Here is a 22,186-nt window from a genome sequence, read left to right as displayed (position 1 = left end):
CTCGTCGTCACGCGTTACCACGTACCAGGAAAAGCGATCCGCCGATGGCCGATAAACTCGACACCTATCAGCGCATGAGGCGTTTCAGCCAGACGCCCGAGCCCTCAGGCCACGCGGCTGCGAAGGCGGGGCGCACGTCGAAGAAAGCTCAGGCGAGCGCGCTTTCGTTTGTCATCCAGGAACACGATGCACGGCGCCTTCATTACGACTTTCGTCTCGAACTCGATGGCACGCTGAAATCGTGGGCGGTACCGAAAGGGCCGAGTCTCGATCCATCGGTGAAACGGCTGGCCGTGCATGTGGAAGATCATCCGGTTGATTACGGCTCGTTCGAAGGCGATATTCCCGATGGCAACTACGGCGCGGGCAGCGTGATCGTGTGGGATCGCGGGACGTGGGAACCGCAGCCGGGCAGCATCGACCAAGCGCGTGAAAGCTATGCCAAGGGCAAGCTCAAATTCATCCTGCACGGAGAAAAGCTGCAAGGCGGCTGGACGCTCGTGCGCAGCAACATGCGTGGCAATGGCGACAAGGAGCAATGGCTGCTGATCAAGGAGCGCGACGACGAAGCCCGGAGCGAAGCCGACTATGACGTGCTGCTGAACAAGCCAGGCAGCGTGATGAGCGATTCGCTCGGCGCGCGTACGAAAAGCGGCGAAGTGCGCGACAGGGCCGAGCGCAAGACCGCCGCGAAGACAAGCAGGACCACGAAGGCCGCACTATCGCCGAAACGGCCCGCCGTGAAAGATCAAGGTAAAAGTCCGGAGCGCCCGAGACCGGACATCGTGGCTAACAGGAACGCGGAATCGCTGCGCACGCTCGCCCACAATCCCGCGATCCAGGAGGCGGTGCGCGCGAAGCTTCCGGTCGCGATGAAGCCGCAACTGGCGACACTCGTGGACACGCCACCATCGAGCAATGATTGGTCATACGAAATAAAATTCGATGGTTACCGGATTCTGGTGCGCATCGATCGCGAGGCATCGAAAGCGAAGTCGACGCAGATCTTCACGCGCAACGGCCACGATTGGACCGATAAATTCAGTCGTCAGGTCAAGGCGTTAGCCAAGCTCGATGTGGAGAGCGCGTGGCTGGACGGCGAGGCGGTCGTGCTAGACGATAACGATCTGCCGAACTTCCAGAAACTGCAGAACGCGTTCGACGCCAATCGTCCGCAAGATATCGCCGTGTATTTTTTCGATATCCCCTACTTGAACGGCTACGACTTGCGCGGCGTGCCGCTCGTGCAGCGGCGAGCGATCTTGAAGGCGCTGCTGGAACCGCTCGATGACGACGCCCTGGGTTTCTCCGCGGACTTCGAATTCAGCGTCGACGACTTGCTGAAAAGTGCCTGTGACATGGCGCTGGAAGGGATTATCGGCAAGCGGCGCGACAGCAGCTATACGTCGGGACGCAGCAGCGCGTGGATCAAGCTGAAATGCCGGCGTCGGCAGGAGTTTGTGATCGGCGGTTATTCGGAGCCGACGGGCAGCCGGGGCCAGTTCGGCGCGCTATTGCTCGGCGTGTACGACACGCACGGCAAGCTGCAGTACGCGGGGCGCGTGGGCAGCGGCTTCGATGCAGCGACTCTGCGCGACATCAAAAAGCAACTCGACGCACGCGAGATTAAGACGATGCCGTTCGCCGCTGCGCCGAAAGAGCGTAGCCGGACACCGCTGCGTTGGGTCAAGCCCGAACTTGTCGCCGAATGCAATTTCGCCGAATGGACGTCGGAGCGGATCGTGCGGCAAGCGTCGTTCGTCGCCCTGAGGGACGACAAGCCGGCGCGGGAGATCGTCAAGGAAGTGCCGATATCGACGAAGGAGCTTGCGTTGGACGACGAGGATAAAAAACCCGCGAAGAAATCAACGGCCGCTAAAAAAGCCACGCGTAATCCCGCCGGCCCCGAACTTGTGGCGGGCGTGAAGATCACTCACCCCGATCGCGTGATCGACCCATCGGCCGGTATCCGCAAGCTAGATCTTGCTCTGTACTACGAAGCCGTCGCGCCATGGATGCTGCCGCATCTGAAGGACCGGCCGGTGTCGCTGGTGCGTGCGCCGGAGGATATCGGCGGCGAGTTGTTCTTCCAGAAACACAGCGAGAAGCTGACCATCCCGAACGTCAAGCAGCATCCAGGTATTGACCCCGGTCATTCGGCGCTCATCACGATAGAAAATGTCGGCGCGCTGGTGGGCTCAGCGCAAATGGGCGCGATCGAGATGCATACCTGGAACGCACTCGCCGCCAAAATCGAAAAGCCCGACCGGATGGTCTTCGATCTCGATCCCGGCGATGGGCTCGGCTGGGACCGGATGCAGGAGGCCGCGCGCCTCACGCGTGAATTGCTGGCGGAACTCGGGCTTGAATCCTTTTGCAAGACGAGCGGCGGGAAGGGGCTGCATGTGGTGGCGCCGCTCACGCCGCAGGCCGGCTGGGACGAAGTGAAGGGTTTTTCGCAAACGGTTGCGCAACATATGGCGAGCACGCTGCCCAAGTATTTCTCGGCGAAGATGGGCAAGCAGAATCGCCGGGACAAGATCTTCGTCGATTATTTACGCAACAACCGCGGGTCGAGCACGGTCGCCGCGTTCTCGTTGCGCGCGCGTCCGGGGATGGGCGTGTCGGTGCCTATCGGCTGGGACGAGCTCGACGCGACCACGAGCGGCGATCAATGGAATATCGGCAATCTGCATGAACGCCTGGAGACACTTAAAACCGATCCATGGAGCGAATACGCCAAGACACGGCAACGCATCACCGCTTCGATGAAAAAGCGGCTCGATATCAAGTGAGCGCAAGTTCATGCAAGTGAACACCAGCAGCCAAGCGCAACGAGTGACGCGGCTGCGCTGGTTGCTGCCCGTGGTCAACAAAGCGCCTCTTGCGTAGAATGGGCGCGCGATATCGGAGAACTCGCAAAGAACTCGTACGGTCCTGTGTGAGGCAAGCTGAGAAAGGCGCTTACCCGATATCCACTGCAGTTGTTTCTACCATTTTTGCGTGCGTGCCGGACATGTATCGGTAATCGATGCCGACTCGGCGCAGAGTTCGCGACGGCAAGTCAGGCGCGCTCGATGCCTCGGCCGGTCCATTTGACGTGCCGGCCCGCGCCGCAGCCACCACGAACTGACGCAACGCCGCCCGCCGGGTCCGGCATCCGGTACTCAGCACCTGGCATTCGGGTCAACATCGCGGCACGCTCGCGCGGCAACCTATCGAACGGATCATGCAATACGATCTCCTGTCCCGTCTGAAAACCGAAACGGCCAAGTGTCATGCACGGCTGGAAAACGCATTGGACCTCATGCGCCCTGAGTGGCCGCGCGAGGACTACGTTGCATTGCTCGAAAGCTTTTACGGATACATTGCACCTTGGGAGAACTCTGCGGCGGCGGCCATGCCCGCGCCCCTGCGTGAATTTTTCGAAGGACGGCGCAAGGCGTGGCTGCTTGCGTCGGATCTGGCGCTTCTGACCGGGGATGACACTCGCGCTAGCGCGGTGACAAAAGTGGAGCGCTTGCCGGCGATGGACAGCATCGGCCGCGTATTCGGTTCCATGTACGTGATGGAGGGCTCGACGCTTGGAGGGCGCTTTATCGCGCCGCACGTCGCGACATTGTTCGGTCTGCAGAGCGGTCGCGGCAACGCTTATTTCGAGGGCTACGGCTTGCGCACGGGCAGCATGTGGAACGCCTTTCGCGAGATCGTGCGCGCGAATGTGCCGCCTGAGCAGGCCAACGTGGCAGTCGATGCCGCGATCGCCACGTTCGACGGTTTGCACGATTGGCTCGGCAAGCTCCGTACAGGGTCAGGGGCAATGGCATGAGCAGTGAGTCAGAGCCGGTGTTACCGGTGGCGGGTGTGGCGAATGCGCAATGCGACGCCGAGCCGATCCACATTCCCGGCGGCATCCAGCCGCACGGTTATCTGCTGTGCCTCTCTGACGCGCTCACCATCCTTCAAGCCAGCGAGAACGTCGCGGCGCTCGCGGGCAAGCCAGTGGAGCAATTGCTGGGCGAACCCGTGGACGTGCTGATCGGTGCCGCGGCTGCGGCACGGGTCGCACATGCCGCGGCCACGGCCATGCTTGACGAAGCGCCGCTTTATATCGGCTCGGTGGAGAATCCGCTCTTCAGCCCGCGCGAAGCCCCGCAGGAGCGCACAGCCACGACGATGGACGGTCCTGAACTCGACATTACGATGCACCGGCACGACGGCAACCTGATCGTCGAACTTGAAGTGACGTGGCATCCGAATGCGGATGTGTTTGCATCGATGTATCCGCTCGTGCGCACCTTTACACGCAGTCTGCAGGACGTCGAGACTGTCACCGGGCTCGCGGAGCTCGCCGTGCGCGAAGTGCGCGCGATGACGGGTTTTGGCCGCGTGCTGCTCTACAAATTCGATGACGAGGGCCGCAGTCAGGTGCTGGCGGAACATATAGAGGACGGCTACGCGTCATTTCTGAACCAGTTGTTCCCCGCCTCCGACATCCCGCGCCAGGCCCGCGCGTTATACGTGAAACAGCGCTTGCGTCTCGTCGCGAATGTGGACGCGAAAGCCGCGCGGCTCGTGCCCCCTGTGAGCCCTGCGACCGGCCGGCCGACCGACCTGACTTACGCCGCGCTGCGCAGCTTCTCGCCGATCCATCTCGAGTACATGCGCAACATGGGCATGTATGCGTCGATGTCGGTGTCGCTGGTCGTGCGCGGGCAGCTCTGGGGCCTGATCTCGTGCCATGACCACGACGCGCGCCTCGTGCCGTTTGAAGTGCGCCTGGCGATCGAGCATCTCGGGCAGATCCTGTCGCTGCAGATCGACGCGAAGGAGGAGCGTGCCGAGACAGCGTATCTGCTGGGCCTGCGGCGCACGATGTCGCGCCTCATCGGCACCTTGGCCGAGCACGACGACTATCTTGCCGGGCTCGAAGCTGCGCCCGACGACTTGCTGTGTTTCGCCGGATCGACCGGTGCCGCGATCGTGGTCGAGGGCAAAGCCACGCTCGTCGGTTCCACGCCGGATCAGGACACCGTGCTTGCGCTCGCGCAGTGGCTTGCATCGAGCACAATGGGCGTCTACGCGACCGATGCGTTGCCGGAAGTGTGGCCGCGCGCATCCCATCACACGGACACTGCGAGCGGCATCCTGGCCGTACCGATTTCGCAGATTTTCCGCAATTACGTGATCTGGTTTCGTCCCGAAACCACGCGCACGATCAAGTGGGCGGGTGAGCCAGTCAAGCGCGTGTCGAGCCGGGACGGCAGCGTCACGCCGCGCCGCGACTTTGCGCCGTGGCTTGAAACCGTGCGCAACCGGTCGCTTCACTGGCGTCCGGTGGAACTGGAAATCGCGGGTGAATTTCGCTTGGGGCTGCTCAACATCGTGCTGCGCCGCGCGGAAGAACTGGCGGAACTGGCGAACGAACTGCGCCGCGCGAACAAGGAACTCGAGGCGTTTTCGTACTCCGTTTCGCACGACTTGCGCGCGCCGCTGCGGCATATCGCCGGGTATGGCGATTTGCTGCGGGAGAACGAAGGGGAGAAGCTCTCCGAGCGCAGCAAGCGTTTTCTCAACAACATGCTCGAGTCGGCGCGTTTCGCCGGCGTGCTGGTCGACGATCTGCTTACGTTTTCGCAAATGGGACGTGCCGCGTTGCGCCCGGTGGCCGTCGATCTGAACCAGCTGGTGAGATCGGTCGCGCAGGAGTTCGGGGCCGAGACAGCGAACCGACAGGTGGAATGGATCATCCCGGATCTGCCAAAAGTGACCGGCGATCCGGCGTTCCTGCAGATTGCGGTGCGCAACCTGCTCTCGAACGCGGTGAAATATACGCGGACACGAGAATCGGCGAAAATCGAGTTGTCGGTGAATTCGACGGCAGACGAATACATCGTCAGCGTGCGGGACAATGGCGTTGGTTTCAATATGAAGTACGTGAACAAATTGTTCGGCGTGTTCCAGCGGCTGCATCGCGCGGAAGAGTTCGACGGCACCGGCATTGGCCTCGCGAACGTGCGCCGGATTATCGAGCGGCACGACGGCCGGACTTGGGCCGAAGGCCGCGAGGGCGAAGGCGCCGCGTTCCATTTTTCGCTGCCGAAAGTGTTCAGGGCCGACACAGCGGGCACCGAAACCGAGACTGACAAGCGGCGCAAGCCGCAACCGCCATCATCGTCGAGGTGAAGCCGCAATGCTTGATCGATTGTCCCTGCCAAAGTTTCTCGTGCTGAATGAACCGCCGCCCGGTTCCACGCGTGTTCGCCGTCAACCGGCGTCGGAATGAATCTGGTGCACACTGTCTTCTTCATCCTGCACGGCGCTCGGTGTTCCGGTCCGGGCACGCTGGTCCATTCATTGTTTCGCCCGATGCGACCCGCCCGGCAGTATCGCGCGCGCCGGTTCGCCTGAGTGCCCAGACCATGCAGCCCTTGCACCTGCTTCTCGTAGAAGACAACGCGCTCGACGCGGAACTGACCTTGACCCAGTTGGAGCGCGCCGACTACAAGGTCGACGTGCAGATTGTCTACACGGAGCAGGGTTTCATCGCGGCGCTCGAGGCATCCGACTTCGATGTGATCCTCGCGGACTTCGTGATGCCGGTGTTTTCCGGTGTCGAAGCGCTGGCGATTGCTCGCGAGCGGGTGCCGCATACGCCGTTCATCTTCGTCTCGGGCGTGCTCGGCGAGGAGCACGCAGTGGACATGCTCAAGCGCGGCGCCACGGACTACGTCCTGAAGCAACGCCTGCAGCGGCTGCCCGCCGTCGTGCGGCGTGCGTTGACGGAAAGCACCGAGCGTCAGCAGCGTATTGCGGTCGAACGCGCGCTACGGGAAACGGAAACGCACTTCCGCTTGCTGGTGGATGCGCTGAAGGATTACGCCGTCATCACGCTCGATCAGGAGGGCCGGATCCGGACGTGGAACGCGGCGTCGGAGCGGATTCTCGGGTTCGCGGCGCACGACGTGGTCGGCCGGTCGGCCGAGGTGTTCTACGGGCAGGAAGATCGCGACACCAATGTGTTTGCAAAAGAACTGGAAACGGCGCAAGTCGAAGGCAGTGCGAGCGACGACCGCTGGCTCTGGCGCAAGGACGGACGCTCGTTCTTCGCCTCGGGCGTGACGACGGCGATTCGCGCCGAGAACGGTGATCTGATCGGTTATTCGAAAATCATCCGCGATGTCACGGAAGAGCATATGGCTGCCGATGCCTTGCGCGTCGCGAAGGAGCAGGCCGAGACCGCGAACCGGGCGAAAGACCACTTCCTGGCGGTCCTTTCGCACGAGTTGCGCACGCCGCTTACGCCGATCGTCGCAGCCGTGCGCTTGCTTGAGATACGCCACGCGCTGCCCGCCGATGCGCAGGCAACACTCGAACTGATCCGGCGCAATGTGGAGCTGGAGGCGCGCTTGATCGACGATTTGCTCGACCTGACCAGTATCGCGCGCGGCAAGCTTTCGCTAAATTTTGCGAACGTGGTGCTCGAGACGCTGATGTCGAGCGCGCTCGATATGTCGGAGTCCGATTTGCGCGGCAAGGGACTGACGCTGGAAACCACCTTGGGCGCCACGTCCGCCCTCGTTTTCGGCGATGCCGCGCGCTTGCAGCAGATCGTGTGGAACTTGATGAAAAACGCGGTGAAGTTCACGCCGGCGGGGGGGCGTATCGCGGTGCGGATGTGGAATCCCGATGCGTCGACCATCGCTATTTCGGTGACCGATAGCGGCATCGGGATTAGTGCCGAAGCGTTGCCGCGGATTTTTTCGGCTTTCGAACAGGCCGATGACTCCATTACGCGGGCGTTCGGCGGCTTGGGGCTGGGGTTGGCTATCGCCAGTACGCTTGCGATGAAGCACGGTGGAACGTTGACCGCACAGAGCGAAGGGCGCGACAAGGGAGCCCGGTTTACGCTGACGCTGCCGCTCGTCAAGGCGGCAGCCGAAGACGAGACTTCGCCTCGCGCGGCTGAGGATCCGGATGAGATCGTGCGGTCGTTGAAGGTGCTGCTCGTCGAGGACAACGAATACACGTCGTCGGCCATGGCGCAGGTGCTGGAAGTGCTCGGGCACCAGGTCGGGGTTGCCACGACCGTCGCCGAGGCGCTTGCTCTGGCACGGGGCGAAGTGTTCGATCTTCTGGTCAGCGACATCGGCCTGCCCGATGGCAGTGGTCTCGACGTCGCCCGGGCGTGGACCGAGTTGCAGCCCGGAAAACCTTCGGTTGCCATTACCGGCTACGGCATGGACGAAGATATCCGCCGATGCCGCGATGCCGGGTTTATGGATCACCTCACCAAGCCGGTCAACTTCGCCCGGCTCGAATCGCTGATTCACGCTTTGGCACGGCGGCCGGGCGGCGCTTGAGTTCAGGGACTATGTCGTCCCTCTCTGTTTCATCCGCGCTTTGGCTTTTCCCTCTCTATCAGCTTCGACGCCATGAACGTATGTTCCGGCGAGAACAACCGCTTGTAGGTCAGTAACACCGCGCCCACGGTTCCGAGAGCCGAGGCGGCGGCGATGAAAAACATGATCACGATCTGATAACGAACCGCTTGCAGCGGCGACTGACCCGCTAGCACCTGGCCCGTCATCATTCCCGGCAGACTTACCAGTCCCACCACGGTCATCTGGTTCAACGTCGGGATCATCCCCGCTCGCACAGCCTGTCGCGCCGGTCTTTGCGCTGCTTCCCACCGTGTAGCACCCAGCGCCAGCGACATCTCCACCACGCCTCGTCCCGCCGTCAGTTCCTCCGTCATCCGCTCGATGCCCAGCGACACACCCGTCAACGTGTTGCCCAGGATCATCCCAAGGATCGGTATCGCGTATTGAGGTTCGTACCACGGATGAATCCGGATCACGACGAACAATCCCACCGCTGCCACCAGCCACGAACTCACCCAGATCGACACCACGCTATCCACGCGCTGCCCAACGTACGTGCGCCGCCCGCGGTTCGATGCCGACAGTCCCGCTATTAGCGTCATCAACGCCATCAACGGCACTACGACGTACCAGCGGTCAAACTGGAAGACCCATCCGAGCACATAACCGATCGCGAGCAACTGCACGACACTGCGCGCCGCCGCCCAGACCAGCTTGCGTTCCAGATCGAGCTTCAACGCGACCGACAACACCCCGTTCACCAGGATCAACGCCGCCGCAATCGCGATGTCGAGCAGACTCAGGCTCTGATAGCCGCTCATGACAAAGTACCCGCAGTCATGACGAGCTGACGCTCGCCCACGCGTTTCGCTTGTGCCGGATCGTGCGATACCCAGATGCTGGCGCGTTCGCCATGGCCATCGTCGAACCAGGCGCTCACGAGCGCTTCTATTTCCAGCGCCGCAGCAGGATCGAGCGATGCAGTCGGTTCGTCGAGAAGCAGGACGTCGGGGTCCACTTGCAACACGCGGATCAACGCGGCAATCTGCGCTTCGCCTCCCGATAACTCGCTTGCGCGCTTATCGAGGAAATCGGTGTCGCGGCCTGCCCGGCGCGCCAGTTCCCCCACACGTTCACGATCGAAGCGCGCGTCGCGATACACCTTCAGCGAGAACGGATAACGCAGGTTGTCTTCGACGCTGCCATCGAGCATGGCCGGGCGTTGCGCAATATAGGCAACCCGCCGCCGGTAGGCCGGAATTCCCCCGCGCGCGATAGCCCGTCCGCGCCACTGGATGACACCGTCATCGACGGGATCGAGCAGCGCAAGCGCACGCAGGAATACGCTCTTGCCCGATCCCGATGGCCCCGTGATAGCCACGCGCTGACCGCCGGATAAAATGAACGTGCTCGGGTGCAGCAAGGTCGTGTTGCGCACGGGATCGTGGCGCGTGAGGGCAGTGGTGCGAATCAGGGGCGTGTCGGCTAGTGTGGACATGGCGAAGACATGCTCGGGGAATGATCTCGGAGCGCAATCATAAATCACCTGTCCTTACGCGACGCTTGGGAATCAGTTGCGCGTGTTTGCGTGTGTGTTTTGATCGCGCTTTTTAAACGTCGCGAGCGGTGGGTTCATCCGGTCCCGCCCGGTATGCGGACCAGGCCGGTATCATCCGCTAGGCACAGGGTGTGCTGCCCGTGTCAAATCAAGAAAGATTCAAGAAAAACTCAAGAATAACGATGGAGCCTTTATGGCGCTTGGCAGGAAAATCGGAAAAATAGTCGCCTGGATCATTGCGGTTCTGATCGTCCTGATCGCTGTGCTGGCGATCGTGTTTCTCACCTTCGACTGGAACCGGGCCCGCCCGTGGGTCGACGATAAAGTCTCGCAGGCGATTGGCCGGCAGTTCCAGATTACCGGCGACCTGAAGGTCGGCTGGCAACGGCCGCCCGGTGAAACCGGCTGGCGCCGCTGGGTGCCATGGCCGCGTTTCTCGGCCGAAAAAATCACAGTGGCAAACCCAGATTGGACCAAACAGAAATTTTTCGCGACCCTCGACGAGATCGATTTCCAGGTCGAGATCCTGCCACTGCTCGCGCACGACATCGTGATTCCATCGATCAACCTGGTGAACCCATCGGTCGATCTGGAGCGACTCAAGGACAACCGAAATAACTGGACGTTCAAGTTCCAGCAGTCGACGCAACCGTCGGCCTGGAATCTTCAACTGCATGACATCGCCCTGAACAAAGGCGACATTACCTACGCCGACGAGATCACGAAAGCGGACATGCAAGCCGTCGTGACTACGCTCGGCCAGCTGATTCCCATCGGCGATGTCATGAAACAGCAGGAAGCGGCATCGCAGAAATCGTCGGCCCAGATGGTCGGCAAGAGCGGCGCGAACAAGCTGAGCCAGCAAGTCGATAAAGCCGCGGCATCGGAAGCCGCGGCCGCATCCGCTGCGTCGGCGGCAGCCACCGCGAATGCCAGCGCGCTAGACCCGGCGAGCGTCTCCGCGAACACCAGCACCACTACCAAGGAAGGGCCGAAGCCGCCCGTGCCACCCGTGCCACCTTATGGCATCGGCTGGTCGGTGAAGGGCAAATACAACAACGTGGCGGTGTCCGGCGACGGCAAGGTAGGCAGCGTGCTCGCGCTACAGGACGCCATGCGCCCGTTCCCCGTACAGGCGGATGTTCGTATCGGCGATACGCATATTGCCTTTGTGGGAACCGTGGCAGACCCCGCCCATCTCGCGGCGCTCGATTTGCGCCTGTGGCTGCAGGGCGTGAGCCTCGAGCATCTGTATCCGATCGCCGGGGTGACGCTGCCCTCGACGCCGCCGTATGCAACGGAAGGGCGGCTCGTCGGCCAGTTCAAGGCGGACGGCAACGTCTTCAGGTATGAAAACTTCACCGGGCGCGTGGGCGGCAGCGACCTGAACGGATCGCTGACGTTCGTCGCGCGCGAGCCGCGGCCGTTGTTGTCGGGCGAACTGATTTCGAACCTGCTGCAGTTCTCCGATCTCGCACCAATCATCGGCGCCGATTCGAACGCCAGCAAAGCCAAGCGCGGCGACACGGAGAAACAGTCGTCGTCGAAGGCGCTGCCGGCCGAGGCGTTCAAGACGGATCGATGGAAGGCGATCGATGCCGACGTGAAGTTCACTGGCCGCAAGATCGTCAAGGACCCGGCGCTGCCCATCACCGGCCTCTACACGCACCTGATGATGAACGACGGCGTGCTGTCGTTCGAACCATTGTCGTTCGGCGTGGCGGGCGGAACGCTGTCGTCGAACATTCATCTCGATGGCAGCACGGAGCCGCTCCAGGGCCGCTTTTCGACATCGGCGCGGCATCTGAAGCTCAAGGAGTTGCTGCCGACTGTCAAGACAATGCAGACAGCGCTGGGCGAAGTGAACGGGGATGCGGCGTTATCGGCGACGGGCAATTCGCCGGCCGCACTCGCGGCAACGATGAACGGCGAGATCAAGGCACTGATCACCGACGGTACCGTCAGCCGGCTGTATATGGAAGCGGCCGGGCTGAACGTGGCGAACGCGGTCTACGAAAAGCTCTTCGACAAACGCGATGTGAAGATCAACTGCGCGGCAGCGGATTTCGTGGCGACCAACGGCGTGCTTGAATCGCGTGTGTTCGCCCTCGATACCGACGACGCCGTGATCAACATGGACGGCACCGTGAATCTGAAGACCGAAGAGATGGACCTGAACATTCATCCGCACACCAAGGGTTTCCGGGTGTTCTCGCTGCGCTCGCCACTGTATGTGAAGGGGACGTTCAAGGACCCGCATGTGGGCGTGAGTGCCGGTGCGCTGGCCGCGCGTGGCGCGGTGGCGGTCGGGCTCGGGCTGCTCAACCCGTTTGCCGCGCTGATTCCGTTGATCGCGCCGAGTAACAACAAACCGCTGCCGTGCACGCAGATGCTCGCCGACATGCGCACCGCGCCGAGCGCGCCGCCGCCCGGGCAGAAGGAAAAGGCCAAGGGTGCGCCGGGGTATATGGAGCCAGGTGCGGCGAATCCGGCGGCTGCGTCGTCTTCGTCATCCAGTGGCGCCAAGAGCCGGGCCCGGCCGGCGGCGTCCACGCCGGCCGGTGCGGCGCTTTATCGCGGGAGCTGATAACTGGCACTGAGACCGCCAACTGCTCGCGTTGGGCCGCCGAAATTAGAAACTCACCTCGAATAGAATGCGCGTCTTGACGCGCATTTTTTATAATTAGTGATTTTTTGCGCATAATAGTGCGTAAACCAAAAAAGATACGAACATTAATTTTTCGAGAAAAATGCGCGTAATAGTGCGCAAAATTAAAATATGAATTATTATTGCGCATCATGACGCGCAAATACACCGACCCCATCAGCAATTTCGAGCGTCTGGCAGCGGAACTCCGTTCGCTCCGGCGCGAACGCCGTATGAGTCAACAAACGCTGGCTGATCGTGCTGGCGTCTCCCGGCGCACAATTACCAATGCGGAAGGCGGGCAGAACGTCGGACTTCACGAGCTTTGCCGGATCGCCAACGCGCTCGGCTACGACCTCACGTTGCGTCCGAAAGACACGGTGGTCTTCGAAGACCTGGACTTCTTCTTCAGGGAGGAAGAATGAGCACGTCGTCATCGCTTAAACCTGCGCCGCCGTTTGAACTGGAAAAGCTCTTCGACAAAATCCGCCAGCTCGACGTCCACACACCTCAGGGCGTAGCGGGTTTGCTGGCCAAGGAAAGCACCTTCGTCTTCAATTACGGCGATGTCGAGCCGGACGCGGCTGTGTCGCTGACCATGCCTGTGCGGCGCAAGAGCTATAGCAGCGGCGCGCTGATGAACATATTCGCGATGAATCGCCCGGAAGGTTATCTGCGATACATCATCGAAGAAAAACTGGCGCGTTTCGGCACCCCCAGCGACATGTTCCTGCTGTTCCTTGCCGGGCGAAACCAGATCGGCAGGCTCACCTATGCGCTGCACGGCGAGACGGTGCCCGAAGGCGAGGGCGAGCGCCTGGACGAGCTGCTGTCGTCGCCCTCGGGACAATTGTTTGAGCGGCTCGTGAGCAAATATGCGCTGGGTTCGGGCATTTCGGGCGTGCAGCCGAAGACAGTGGTGCCGCTGGTTTCCGACGCTCCCGCAAGTGCAACCACGCTCGACGCGCATGCGGCCTTGCCACTCACCACGGTCATCGTGAAGGCTGAGGGCGACGACTATGCGGGAGTCGCGCGCAACGAATTCCTGTGCATGTCGGTGGCGCGCGAGGCGGGCTTCGAAGTGCCGGATTTCTGGCTCTCCAACGACGGCCTGTTGTTCGTCATGGCGCGTTTCGATCGTGCGCCGGACGGCACGGCGCTCGGTTTCGAGGACATGAGCGTGCTGACCGGCAACGACAAATACCGCGGCAGTTACGAGATGATCGCGCGGGCGGTGGAGGTCTACACAGGCGCCGATTTCCGCGCGCAATCAATCCGGCTGTTCGAGCGCGTCGCGCTGTCGTGCTTCCTTCGCGACGGCGACGCACATATGAAGAATATCGGCATTGTCTATGCCGATCCCACCGGGCCGCGTCGCTTGGCGCCCATCTACGATGTCGTCTGCACGGGCATCTATCCGTTGCTCGACGGCCGCATGGCGCTGAACCTGAACAAATCGAAAGTCTTCCCCGTTCCCGCGCAGCTTGTAGCGTACGGCGAACGTCTGGGCCTGAAACGTGCCGAGGCGGAAGCGATCCTGCTGCGTATCGACCAGGCATTCGAGACTGTCGCCGAGCGCTTTAGCCACGACGATCGATATAAAACCGACGATCTGCTCGCGCAGATTCGAGACGTGATCCGCCGCACGGGCGCGATCCCCGTCGCACGGGCGAAGCGGCCGGCGTTCCGCCTTCCCTGAAACCTTGGGCGTCAACAAGACGCTTTTGAGTCACGGGTATTAAACCGTGCTGCGTCAGTGACTTAAGCCTTGAGCCCCGTGCTTATTAACAACCCTGCCCACAATTCCTGGGGATAAGTCGCCGGACGCTGCAGGGCCCGTGCCGCGGCCCAACAGCCCGCTGTGCGTGGTTCAAATCGGGTCGATTCAGAACTGCGCTTATTTATCAAACACTTGCGAACTTAACCTCATGCTTGTCCACAGATCCTTCAACAGATTGTGTGCACAACTTCCCGCGATAAAACCATCGAATCGGCATGCCCGGCGCACTTTGAAGCGGTGCCTGAAAACCGTTCGCGTTCAACGCGTTCCGTTGTTTGTCAGAAGGTTGTCAACAGGGTGCTCCCCAGTTTCTGTGCACAACTTGGCTGCTTGTTGCCGCTCGCCTAGTAGCTAAAAGACAAACGCCCGTATTTATCCGCAAACCGTTTCGTTTTCCGTCTTAAAATTGCGCCGCACCGTGCTCGATCCGTGCGCTGCGCGCCGCTACCAGCGCCGATGCCCAACCCTTACTGAAAAGGTTCATGCGTGAAGCAGTTGACCATACGAAATCGAATTCTTGCCAGCTTTGGCGTGATCCTGGCGCTGATGCTGGTGATGGCCGTGTGTTCGTATATCCTGCTCGGCGCCATCGACCGGGACGCGCGCAGCCAGGAAGAGGATTCGTCGCCGGGCGTGTATCTCGCGACGACCATCCGCGCAGCGTGGTTCGAGAACTACACGGTGACGCAGCGGCTTATTTTTATCGATAGCGCGCCTGACCAGGTCCAGCGCGACACGCAGCGCATCGCAGAAACCCGCGAATCGCTCGACAAGCTGATCGACCAGTACGCAGCCACGGTCTTTGAAGACACCGACCGCCGTCTCTTCACCGATTTCAAGCAGCAGCGCTCCCTCTACGCGCCGGTCCAGGCGCAGATCATGGCCGATTTGCCGGCGTCGAAAGAGGCTGCCGCAGCGGTCTTCAACACCCAGCTCACGCCGGTCTGGGAAACGGGCCGGACCGTGGTGAGGGCGCTCGTCGAGCACAACAACGATCAGCAGACGGCCTCGTCGAAGAGCATTCGCGAGTCTGTCAGCAAGGCTGAGATCACGTTGCTGGTGATCCTGGTGGCGACCATCCTGGCTGCGGCCTGGGCCGGTTTCCTCCTGCTAAGAGCGATCACCGTGCCAATGGAGCGGCTGGTGGAAGTGGTGGACGCCATGCGCACCGGCGACCTGTCGCAGCGCCTGCATCTTGAGCGCGGGGATGAATTCGGCGCGCTCGGAGCAGGATTCAACCGCATGACCGACGAACTGACCGGTCTTGTCGGACAGGCCCAGAAGTCAGCGGTGCAGGTCACCACATCGGTGGCGGAAATTGCCGCAACCGCTCGCGAACAGCAGGCCACGGCCAGCGAAACCGCCGCGACGACGACCGAAATCGGCGCGACGTCGCGGGAGATTTTTGCGACATCCCGCGATCTCGTGCGCACGATGAACGAAGTGTCCGGCGTGGCCGAGCAATCGGCGCTGCTGGCCGGCACGGGGCAGTTGGGCCTCACGCGGATGGAGGACACCATGCGGCTCGTGATGGAGGCGGCCGGATCGGTGAACGGCAAGCTGGCGATCCTCAACGAGCGCGCGAGCAACATCAACCAGGTGGTGGCTACCATCACGAAAGTCGCCGACCAGACCAACCTGCTGTCGCTGAACGCGGCGATCGAGGCGGAAAAGGCGGGCGAATACGGGCGCGGTTTCGCGGTGGTCGCCACTGAGATCCGTCGTCTCGCCGACCAGACGGCGGTGGCGACTTTCGATATCGAACAGATGGTGAAGGAGATCCAGTCGGCGGTGGCGGCTGGCGTGATGGGCATGGACAAGTTCTCCGAGGAAGTCCGGCGCGGCATGACGGACGTGCAGCAGGTCGGCGGACAGTTGTCGCAGATCATCCAGCAAGTGCAGACTCTTGCGCCGCGTTTTGTGATGGTCAATGAAGGGATGCAGACGCAGGCGACCGGCGCCGACCAGATCACGCAGGCGCTCGCCCAATTGTCCGAAGCCGCGCAGCAGACGGCCGAGTCGCTGCGCCAGTCGACGCAAGCTATCGACGACCTGACGCACACCGCCAACGGCCTGCGCACCGGCGTGTCGCGCTTCAAGGTGGCGACGTGACCCACGCGCTTTCCGATCGTTTGTTTGACCGCTGAGACCATGCTCTTCGTCCAGTTCACGCTCGATAACGACCGCTACGTGATCGACAGTTCCCAGGTCGAGCGGATGCTTTCGCTCGTGCCGCTGAAGGCGATGCACGGCGTGCCGGAGTGGGTCGCGGGCGTGCTGGAGTACGAAGGTTTGCCGGTGCCTGTCGTCGATCTGGCCGCGCTCGCACTCGGTCGGCGTTCGCATGAACGTCTCTCCACGCGTGTGGCGCTGGTGTATTACCCGCATGACACCGTGACGGGCATCGAGTACCGGCGTCTTGGCATCCTGCTCGAGCGCGCCACGCGCATGCTGACGCTCGATAGCGCAGCGTTCCGGCACGCGGGCGTCGAAGCGCCGGACGCGCGTTATCTCGGCCCGCTTGCGCGCGACGAGCAAGGCCTCGTTCAATGGGTGCGCATCGAACATCTGTTGCCGGAACATGTGCAGGCGCAACTCTTCACGCAGAGCGACGCATGAAGCACGCTTTTATCTCCGATCAGGCCCGGCGCGCAGCCGACGCATTTCACAAGATCCACGAGATCTATGAGAGCCGTCGCGAGCCGCTCCCGCATGCGCAGGTCGCGCAGTTCGCCGCGCTGTTGCAGCGGACGATCGGTCTGGACCCTGCGTCGATTGGCGAGAAAGCGATCGAACGCGTGGTCTCCGAGCGGTTTGCAGCGTGGCGTGCGGCCGGTGCCGGCGGTCTGGATCCGTCGCGGGCGAGTATCGAAGCGTTCTGGCTCGTGGTGAATGGCGTGCCGGAGCAGTTGCAGGCCCTGATCGAGGCGGTGGTCGTGCCGGAGACGTGGTTCTTCCGCGATGCCGAAGCGTTCAACGCGCTGGTCAGACTGGCGCGTGTCCGGTTGCTCGACCAGCCATTCAAGCCGGTGCGGATCCTGAGCATGCCGTGTTCAACGGGTGAGGAGGCCTACACCATCGCGATGGCCATGCTCGAAGCGGGCATTGCGCCGGAGCGTTTTTCCATCGATGCAATCGACATCAGCGGCCGCGCGCTCGAGATCGCCGGTCGTGCACATTACGGCGGCAACGCGTTCCGCAGCCGCGCGCTCGGCTTTCGCGAGCGTTTTTTTGCACCGGTTGGCGATCAATGGCGGCTTTTGCCGGCGGTGTCGGAGCGTGTGCGGTTTCACCAGGCGAATCTGCTGACACTCGATACTCAAACGCTCGAACCCTTCGATTTCGTTTTCTGCCGCAACGTGCTGATCTACTTTGACCGGCAGACGCAGCATACGGCGATGCGGGTACTCGACAGTTTGCTTGCACCCGGCGGGATGCTGTTCGTAGGACCGGCCGAGACCGGACTAATGATGCGCGAAGGCATGGCGTCGGCGAAGCTGCCGCTCGCGTTCGCGTTCACACGGCCCGAGGGCGGACTGGCGGGTGGTGCGTTGCCGGGGGGCGCTAGCGGGCGTGGATGGGGCGAGTATGTCCTGGGAGACCGGTCGGGTGCGCTGTTCGCGGCCATCGCCAGCGCGGAAAGGGCAATGGAACTGGCGACGCGTGCAGCAACGTCAAAGGTGCCGGTCGCCGGATTGAGCCGGGCCGTAGCCACTGTGTTCGCTCAACGGAGCGGGTCAGGCGCGCATGCGAACGATGCACCTGGGCGCTCGTTTTCAATCGGCTTGCCTGCTGCGACTGCACCGCGAGCAAGCTCCGACATGGTGATGACGAATGCCAAGCCTGCGGCTAAACCGGATTTGCTCAAACAGGCCCATGCACTTGCCGACACCGGCGCTCTGCTCGAAGCAGCCAGCGTGACGCGCGGGTATCTTGAGGCGCATCCAACCAGCGCCGACGCTTACTACTTGCTCGGGGTGATCGCAGATGCTCAGGGCGAGCAAACCGAGGCGAGAGGTTTTTACAAACGTGCGCTGTACCTTGACCCGGAGCATGGTGAAGCGCTGACGCATCTCGCAGCCGTGCTTGGGCTGGAAGGCGATCGGGCGGGCGCGCAATTGCTGCTGGCGCGTGCCGCTCGAGTATCGGGAGGCCGCCATGAGTGATCCGCGCGACCAACAAGACACCCCTCTTGACCTTCATGAAACGGCTGAGCGGTCGCCCTTGCTCGACACTCCCATCGACGATTGCTGGAACCGCATCGGTGTTCGCGGCGATGGTTCTTGTCCGCGTCTGGCGGGTTACATCCATTGCCGGAATTGTCCTGTGCACGATGCCGCCGCGGCGCGCGTGCTGGATCGTGACCAAGCCGCCGATTCCTCCATCGAGCGCGAGGGGATGCATCGGCTGACGGCGCAGTCGCTGAGCGAATACGCTGCCGGGCAAGCGGATACCACGTCGTGGCTCGTCTTTCGTATCGGCGATGAATGGCTGGGTTTGCCCACGGCTATCTTTCAGCAAGTCGCGCAGTTGCGGCCGATTCACTCGCTTCCGCACCGGCGCCATCGGGCGGTGCTCGGCGTGGTGAACGTGCGCGGGACCTTGCTCGTGTGTGCGTCGCTCGCGCGCTTGTTCGGGATTGCATCGGAGGTCGGGCAGAACGGGCGGCGACCGGGCACACAGCAAGGCGTCGATGCCCGGGATCTCGCGCGCCTGCTGGTCGTCGAGCCGGGCGGCGAGCAGGGTCAGCGGGGTGATCTCGGCAATCCGATCGTGTTCCCGGTTGATGCGGTCGATGGCGTGCATCGTTTTGCACGCGTGGATTTCCAGGCGGTGCCGGCGACGGTCGCCAGCATGTCGGCGTCGCACGCCGTGGCCGTGACAGTGTGGAAGGGCGTGACGGTGGGTCTGCTGGACGCGGCCAAACTTTTCGAGACTTTGAACCGGAGCCTCACATGAGCGGCGCTGAAACAGGCCAGGGGCCAAGCCGCGGCCAGCCGTCGCTCATCGACTTGTTTCGCGAGGAAGCGCGTGCGCAGGGGCAGATTCTCAGCGACGGCCTGCTCGCGCTCGAACGTGCGCCGCGCGATCCGGTGACGCTCGAAGCCTGCATGCGCGCGGCACATTCGCTGAAGGGCGCGGCGCGGATTGTCGGTGTGCCCGCTGGCGTGAGCCTCGCGCATGTGATGGAGGACTGCTTCGTCGGTGCGCAGCAAGGGCGCGTGAGCGTCGATGCCGCCATGATCGACGTGCTGCTGAGCGGCGTCGATCTGATCGTGCAGATCGGTCAGGCTTCCGGCGACGAAACCGTGTCGCAGGCGGACGTGGATGCATTCGTCGACCAGTTGAACGCGCGGATGAACGGTGTGGCCGCGGCTTCGCCTTCTTCTTTTTTCGAAGCGCCGAAGGCAGATGCCGACTTTGATCTATCGGCTGAACTAACACTCGCCGCGCCGGTTGAGGAAGCCGCAGAAGTCACGGAAGCCATGGACGCCATGGAGTCCACGCCCCACCAGCCTGTCCGCTCCGCCGAACTGCGCGAGCCGGCCCGCATGCTGCGCGTGCGTGCCGATACGCTCGACCGCTTGCTGAGCCATTCGGGTGAATCGCTGGTGGAATCGCGCTGGCTCAAACCGTTCGCGCAATCCATGTTGCGCGTGAAGCGCATCCAGCGCGACGCGAGCCGGGCGCTCGACTTCCTGCACGAATCGCTGACCGAAGCGGCTACCTCGGCCTCGACTTCAATGGCCGCCCCGACCGCCGCGCTCGATTCCCGCACGCTCGACGCGCTCGACGAAGTGCGCCGTCTCAATGCGGAGGCGCACCGCCAGCTCGGCGAGCGCCTGGCCGAACTGGAAAATTACGACCGGCGCTCGACGCACCTGTCACAGCAACTCTACGACGAAGCGCTCGAATGCCGGATGCGGCCGTTCGTCGATGCCACCGGCGGTTTTGCGCGCATGGTCCGCGACGTCGCGCGTTCGCTCGATAAACAAGTGCGGTTCGTGATTGCGGGCGTTGCGACGGAGGTGGACCGCGACATCCTCGACTTGCTCGAAGCGCCGCTCGGCCATCTGTTGCGCAACGCCGTCGATCACGGTATCGAAGCTCCGTCGCTGCGCCTGGCGCTCGGCAAACCGCCCGAAGGCACGATCACGCTGGAAGCACGCCACAGCGCGGGCTCGCTTTTCATCAGCGTCAGTGACGACGGCGGTGGCGTGGACCTCCCCGCGCTGCGCCGGGCCATCGTGCAGAAGCGCCTAGCCAACGAAGCAACCGCCGCGCGTCTTTCAGATGCCGAACTACTCGAATTCCTGTTCCTGCCCGGCTTCTCCATGCGCGATACCGTCACCGACGTCTCCGGCCGCGGCGTCGGCCTGGATGCCGTGCAGGACGTCGTGCGCCAGGTGCGCGGCAGTCTGCGTGTCACGCAGGAAGCGCTGGTCGGCACGCGCTTCGTGATGCAGTTGCCGCTGACGCTGTCCGTGATCCGCAGCCTGATTGTGGAAGTCGACGGCGAGCCGTACGGTTTGCCGCTCGCGCATGTCACGCGCACGCTGGTGCTGCCGCGGGCATCGATCGATCTGCTCGAAGGGCATCAGCATTTTGCATTCGAAGGGCGGCGGCTCGGCATCGTCACCGCGCATCAGATTCTCCGCTCGGGCACCTTCGAGACCGTCAGCGACACGCTCAACGTCGTCGTGATCGGGCAGGGCGCGGCGAGCTACGGCGTGGTGGTCGACCGCTTTCTCGGCGAGCGCATGCTGGTCGTGCAACCGCTCGATAAACGTCTCGGCAAGGTGCCGAACATCGCGGCGGGCGCGTTGATGGAAAACGGCGATCCGCTCCTGATCGCCGATCTCGACGACTGGCTGCGCGCGGTCGAAAAGCTGGTTGTCGACGGCGAACTCGGACGTGTCTCCGCGGGCACCGCGCGCGTGGTCGCCGCGTCGAAAAAACGCGTGTTGGTGGTGGACGACTCGCTGACCGTGCGCGAACTCGAACGCAAGTTGTTGGCTGGGCGCGGTTACGACGTGACGATCGCCGTCGACGGCATGGACGGCTGGAATGCGGTGCGCAGCGAGCGCTTCGATCTCGTGATCACGGATATCGACATGCCGCGCCTCGACGGCATCGAATTGGTCACGCTGATCCGGCGCGATCCGCATCTGCGCGAGACACCGGTGATGATCGTGTCGTACAAGGATCGGGCGGAGGACCGCCAGCGGGGACTGGATGCCGGCGCGGACTACTATCTGGCGAAGGGCAGCTTCCACGACCAGACCTTGCTCGATGCAGTGCGCGACCTGATCGGCGAAGCGCAGTTGTGAGAGACCACTAAAAAGAGAGAGGCGAGCGATGAAGATCGGGATCGTGAACGACATGCCGCTGGCCGTGGACGCCTTGCGCGGGGCGCTGGCGACCCGGCGGGACTTCGAGGTGATCTGGGTCGCGACCGATGGCGCACAGGCGGTCGACTACTGCACGGCGCAGAAACCCGACGTCGTGCTGATGGATCTCGTGATGCCGCACATGGACGGCACAGAAGCCACGCGGCGCATCATGCGTGAGACGCCGTGCGCGATCCTGATCGTGACGGTGGACGTGGGGGCGAATGCGTGGCGCGTCTATGAGGCGATGGGCGCAGGCGCGCTGGATGCCGTCGATACCCCGGTGCTGAACGGCCCGGACGCGAAGCGCGGGATCGCGGCGTTGATCGCCAAGATCGACCAGATTGGTGCGCAGCAGCTCACGAAAGCCGCCGCGAATCCGGTCGCAGCCGCACCGCGTATCACCTCCGACACCGACCTGCTGGC

At 62.6% G+C, this 22,186-nt stretch carries 15 protein-coding genes; 13 read left to right on the top strand and 2 right to left on the bottom strand.

Features of this window, described 5'->3' with window-relative positions; all coding sequences use genetic code 11:
* The first annotated feature begins 44 nt into the window (after nt 1–44).
* From ligD to EOS_RS39055, 4 genes are all read left to right on the top strand, one after another.
* Nucleotides 45–2,795 carry a DNA ligase D gene (gene ligD / locus EOS_RS39070; protein WP_047897588.1) on the top strand — a complete coding sequence of 917 codons (2,751 nt, stop codon included), beginning with the start codon at nt 45–47 and terminating at the stop codon, nt 2,793–2,795.
* Between the two features lie 434 nt (nt 2,796–3,229).
* The gene (locus EOS_RS39065; RefSeq protein ID WP_047897587.1) at nt 3,230–3,829 is read left to right on the top strand and encodes a biliverdin-producing heme oxygenase; all 600 of its coding nucleotides are present in this window, start codon (nt 3,230–3,232) and stop codon (nt 3,827–3,829) included.
* Nucleotides 3,826–6,186: an ATP-binding protein gene (locus EOS_RS39060; protein ID WP_047897586.1), complete on the top strand. Its 2,361-nt coding sequence runs from the start codon at nt 3,826–3,828 to the stop codon at nt 6,184–6,186. Before EOS_RS39065 ends, EOS_RS39060 begins: the two co-directional genes overlap by 4 nt.
* A 236-nt stretch (nt 6,187–6,422) precedes the next feature.
* Nucleotides 6,423–8,363, top strand: a complete 1,941-nt coding sequence (locus EOS_RS39055; protein WP_047897585.1) for a hybrid sensor histidine kinase/response regulator — start codon at nt 6,423–6,425, stop codon at nt 8,361–8,363.
* A 29-nt stretch (nt 8,364–8,392) separates the two neighbouring features.
* Here EOS_RS39055 and EOS_RS39050 read toward each other — a convergent pair whose 3' ends face one another.
* Together EOS_RS39050 and EOS_RS39045 are read right to left on the bottom strand one after the other, a co-directional pair.
* Complete coding sequence (locus EOS_RS39050) at nt 8,393–9,205, bottom strand: ABC transporter permease (protein ID WP_047897584.1); 813 nt, start codon at nt 9,203–9,205, stop codon at nt 8,393–8,395.
* Nucleotides 9,202–9,882 (bottom strand): ABC transporter ATP-binding protein, encoded by a 681-nt coding sequence (locus EOS_RS39045; protein WP_047897583.1) that lies wholly within the window; start codon nt 9,880–9,882, stop codon nt 9,202–9,204. Before EOS_RS39045 ends, EOS_RS39050 begins: the two co-directional genes overlap by 4 nt.
* A gap of 253 nt (nt 9,883–10,135) precedes the next feature.
* Here EOS_RS39045 and EOS_RS39040 point away from each other — a divergent pair, with 253 nt between their 5' ends.
* The 9 genes from EOS_RS39040 to EOS_RS39000 form a co-directional block, all read left to right on the top strand.
* Nucleotides 10,136–12,529, top strand: coding sequence for an AsmA family protein (locus tag EOS_RS39040; protein WP_047897582.1), 2,394 nt, complete (start codon nt 10,136–10,138; stop codon nt 12,527–12,529).
* A 212-nt stretch (nt 12,530–12,741) separates the two neighbouring features.
* The gene (locus EOS_RS39035) at nt 12,742–13,014 is read left to right on the top strand and encodes a helix-turn-helix domain-containing protein (RefSeq protein ID WP_047897631.1); all 273 of its coding nucleotides are present in this window, start codon (nt 12,742–12,744) and stop codon (nt 13,012–13,014) included.
* Complete coding sequence (locus EOS_RS39030; RefSeq protein WP_047897581.1) at nt 13,011–14,288, top strand: type II toxin-antitoxin system HipA family toxin; 1,278 nt, start codon at nt 13,011–13,013, stop codon at nt 14,286–14,288. Before EOS_RS39035 ends, EOS_RS39030 begins: the two co-directional genes overlap by 4 nt.
* A gap of 567 nt (nt 14,289–14,855) precedes the next feature.
* Entirely contained in the window at nt 14,856–16,481 is a 1,626-nt protein-coding gene (locus EOS_RS39025; RefSeq protein ID WP_047897580.1) for a methyl-accepting chemotaxis protein, read from the top strand.
* A gap of 24 nt (nt 16,482–16,505) precedes the next feature.
* A complete protein-coding gene (locus EOS_RS39020; RefSeq protein ID WP_235443107.1) occupies nt 16,506–16,988 on the top strand; it encodes a chemotaxis protein CheW in 483 nt (160 codons plus the stop codon).
* Nucleotides 16,985–18,535: a CheR family methyltransferase gene (locus EOS_RS39015; protein WP_082163689.1), complete on the top strand. Its 1,551-nt coding sequence runs from the start codon at nt 16,985–16,987 to the stop codon at nt 18,533–18,535. The genes EOS_RS39020 and EOS_RS39015 overlap by 4 nt, the downstream gene beginning before the upstream one ends.
* On the top strand, nt 18,528–19,328 hold the full coding sequence (locus EOS_RS39010) for a chemotaxis protein CheW (RefSeq protein ID WP_082163688.1): 801 nt from the start codon (nt 18,528–18,530) through the stop codon (nt 19,326–19,328). The genes EOS_RS39015 and EOS_RS39010 overlap by 8 nt, the downstream gene beginning before the upstream one ends.
* A complete protein-coding gene (locus EOS_RS39005; protein WP_047897578.1) occupies nt 19,325–21,700 on the top strand; it encodes a hybrid sensor histidine kinase/response regulator in 2,376 nt (791 codons plus the stop codon). The genes EOS_RS39010 and EOS_RS39005 overlap by 4 nt, the downstream gene beginning before the upstream one ends.
* 28 nt (nt 21,701–21,728) lie before the next feature.
* Nucleotides 21,729–22,186: response regulator (locus EOS_RS39000; protein ID WP_047897577.1), on the top strand; the 458-nt coding region annotated here is incomplete at its 3' end.

It is taken from the genome of Caballeronia mineralivorans PML1(12), assembly GCF_001028175.1.
Lineage (GTDB): Bacteria > Pseudomonadota > Gammaproteobacteria > Burkholderiales > Burkholderiaceae > Caballeronia > Caballeronia mineralivorans.
Note: the sequence above shows the minus strand (reverse complement) of the source record. Positions and strands in the feature narration are given on the sequence as shown.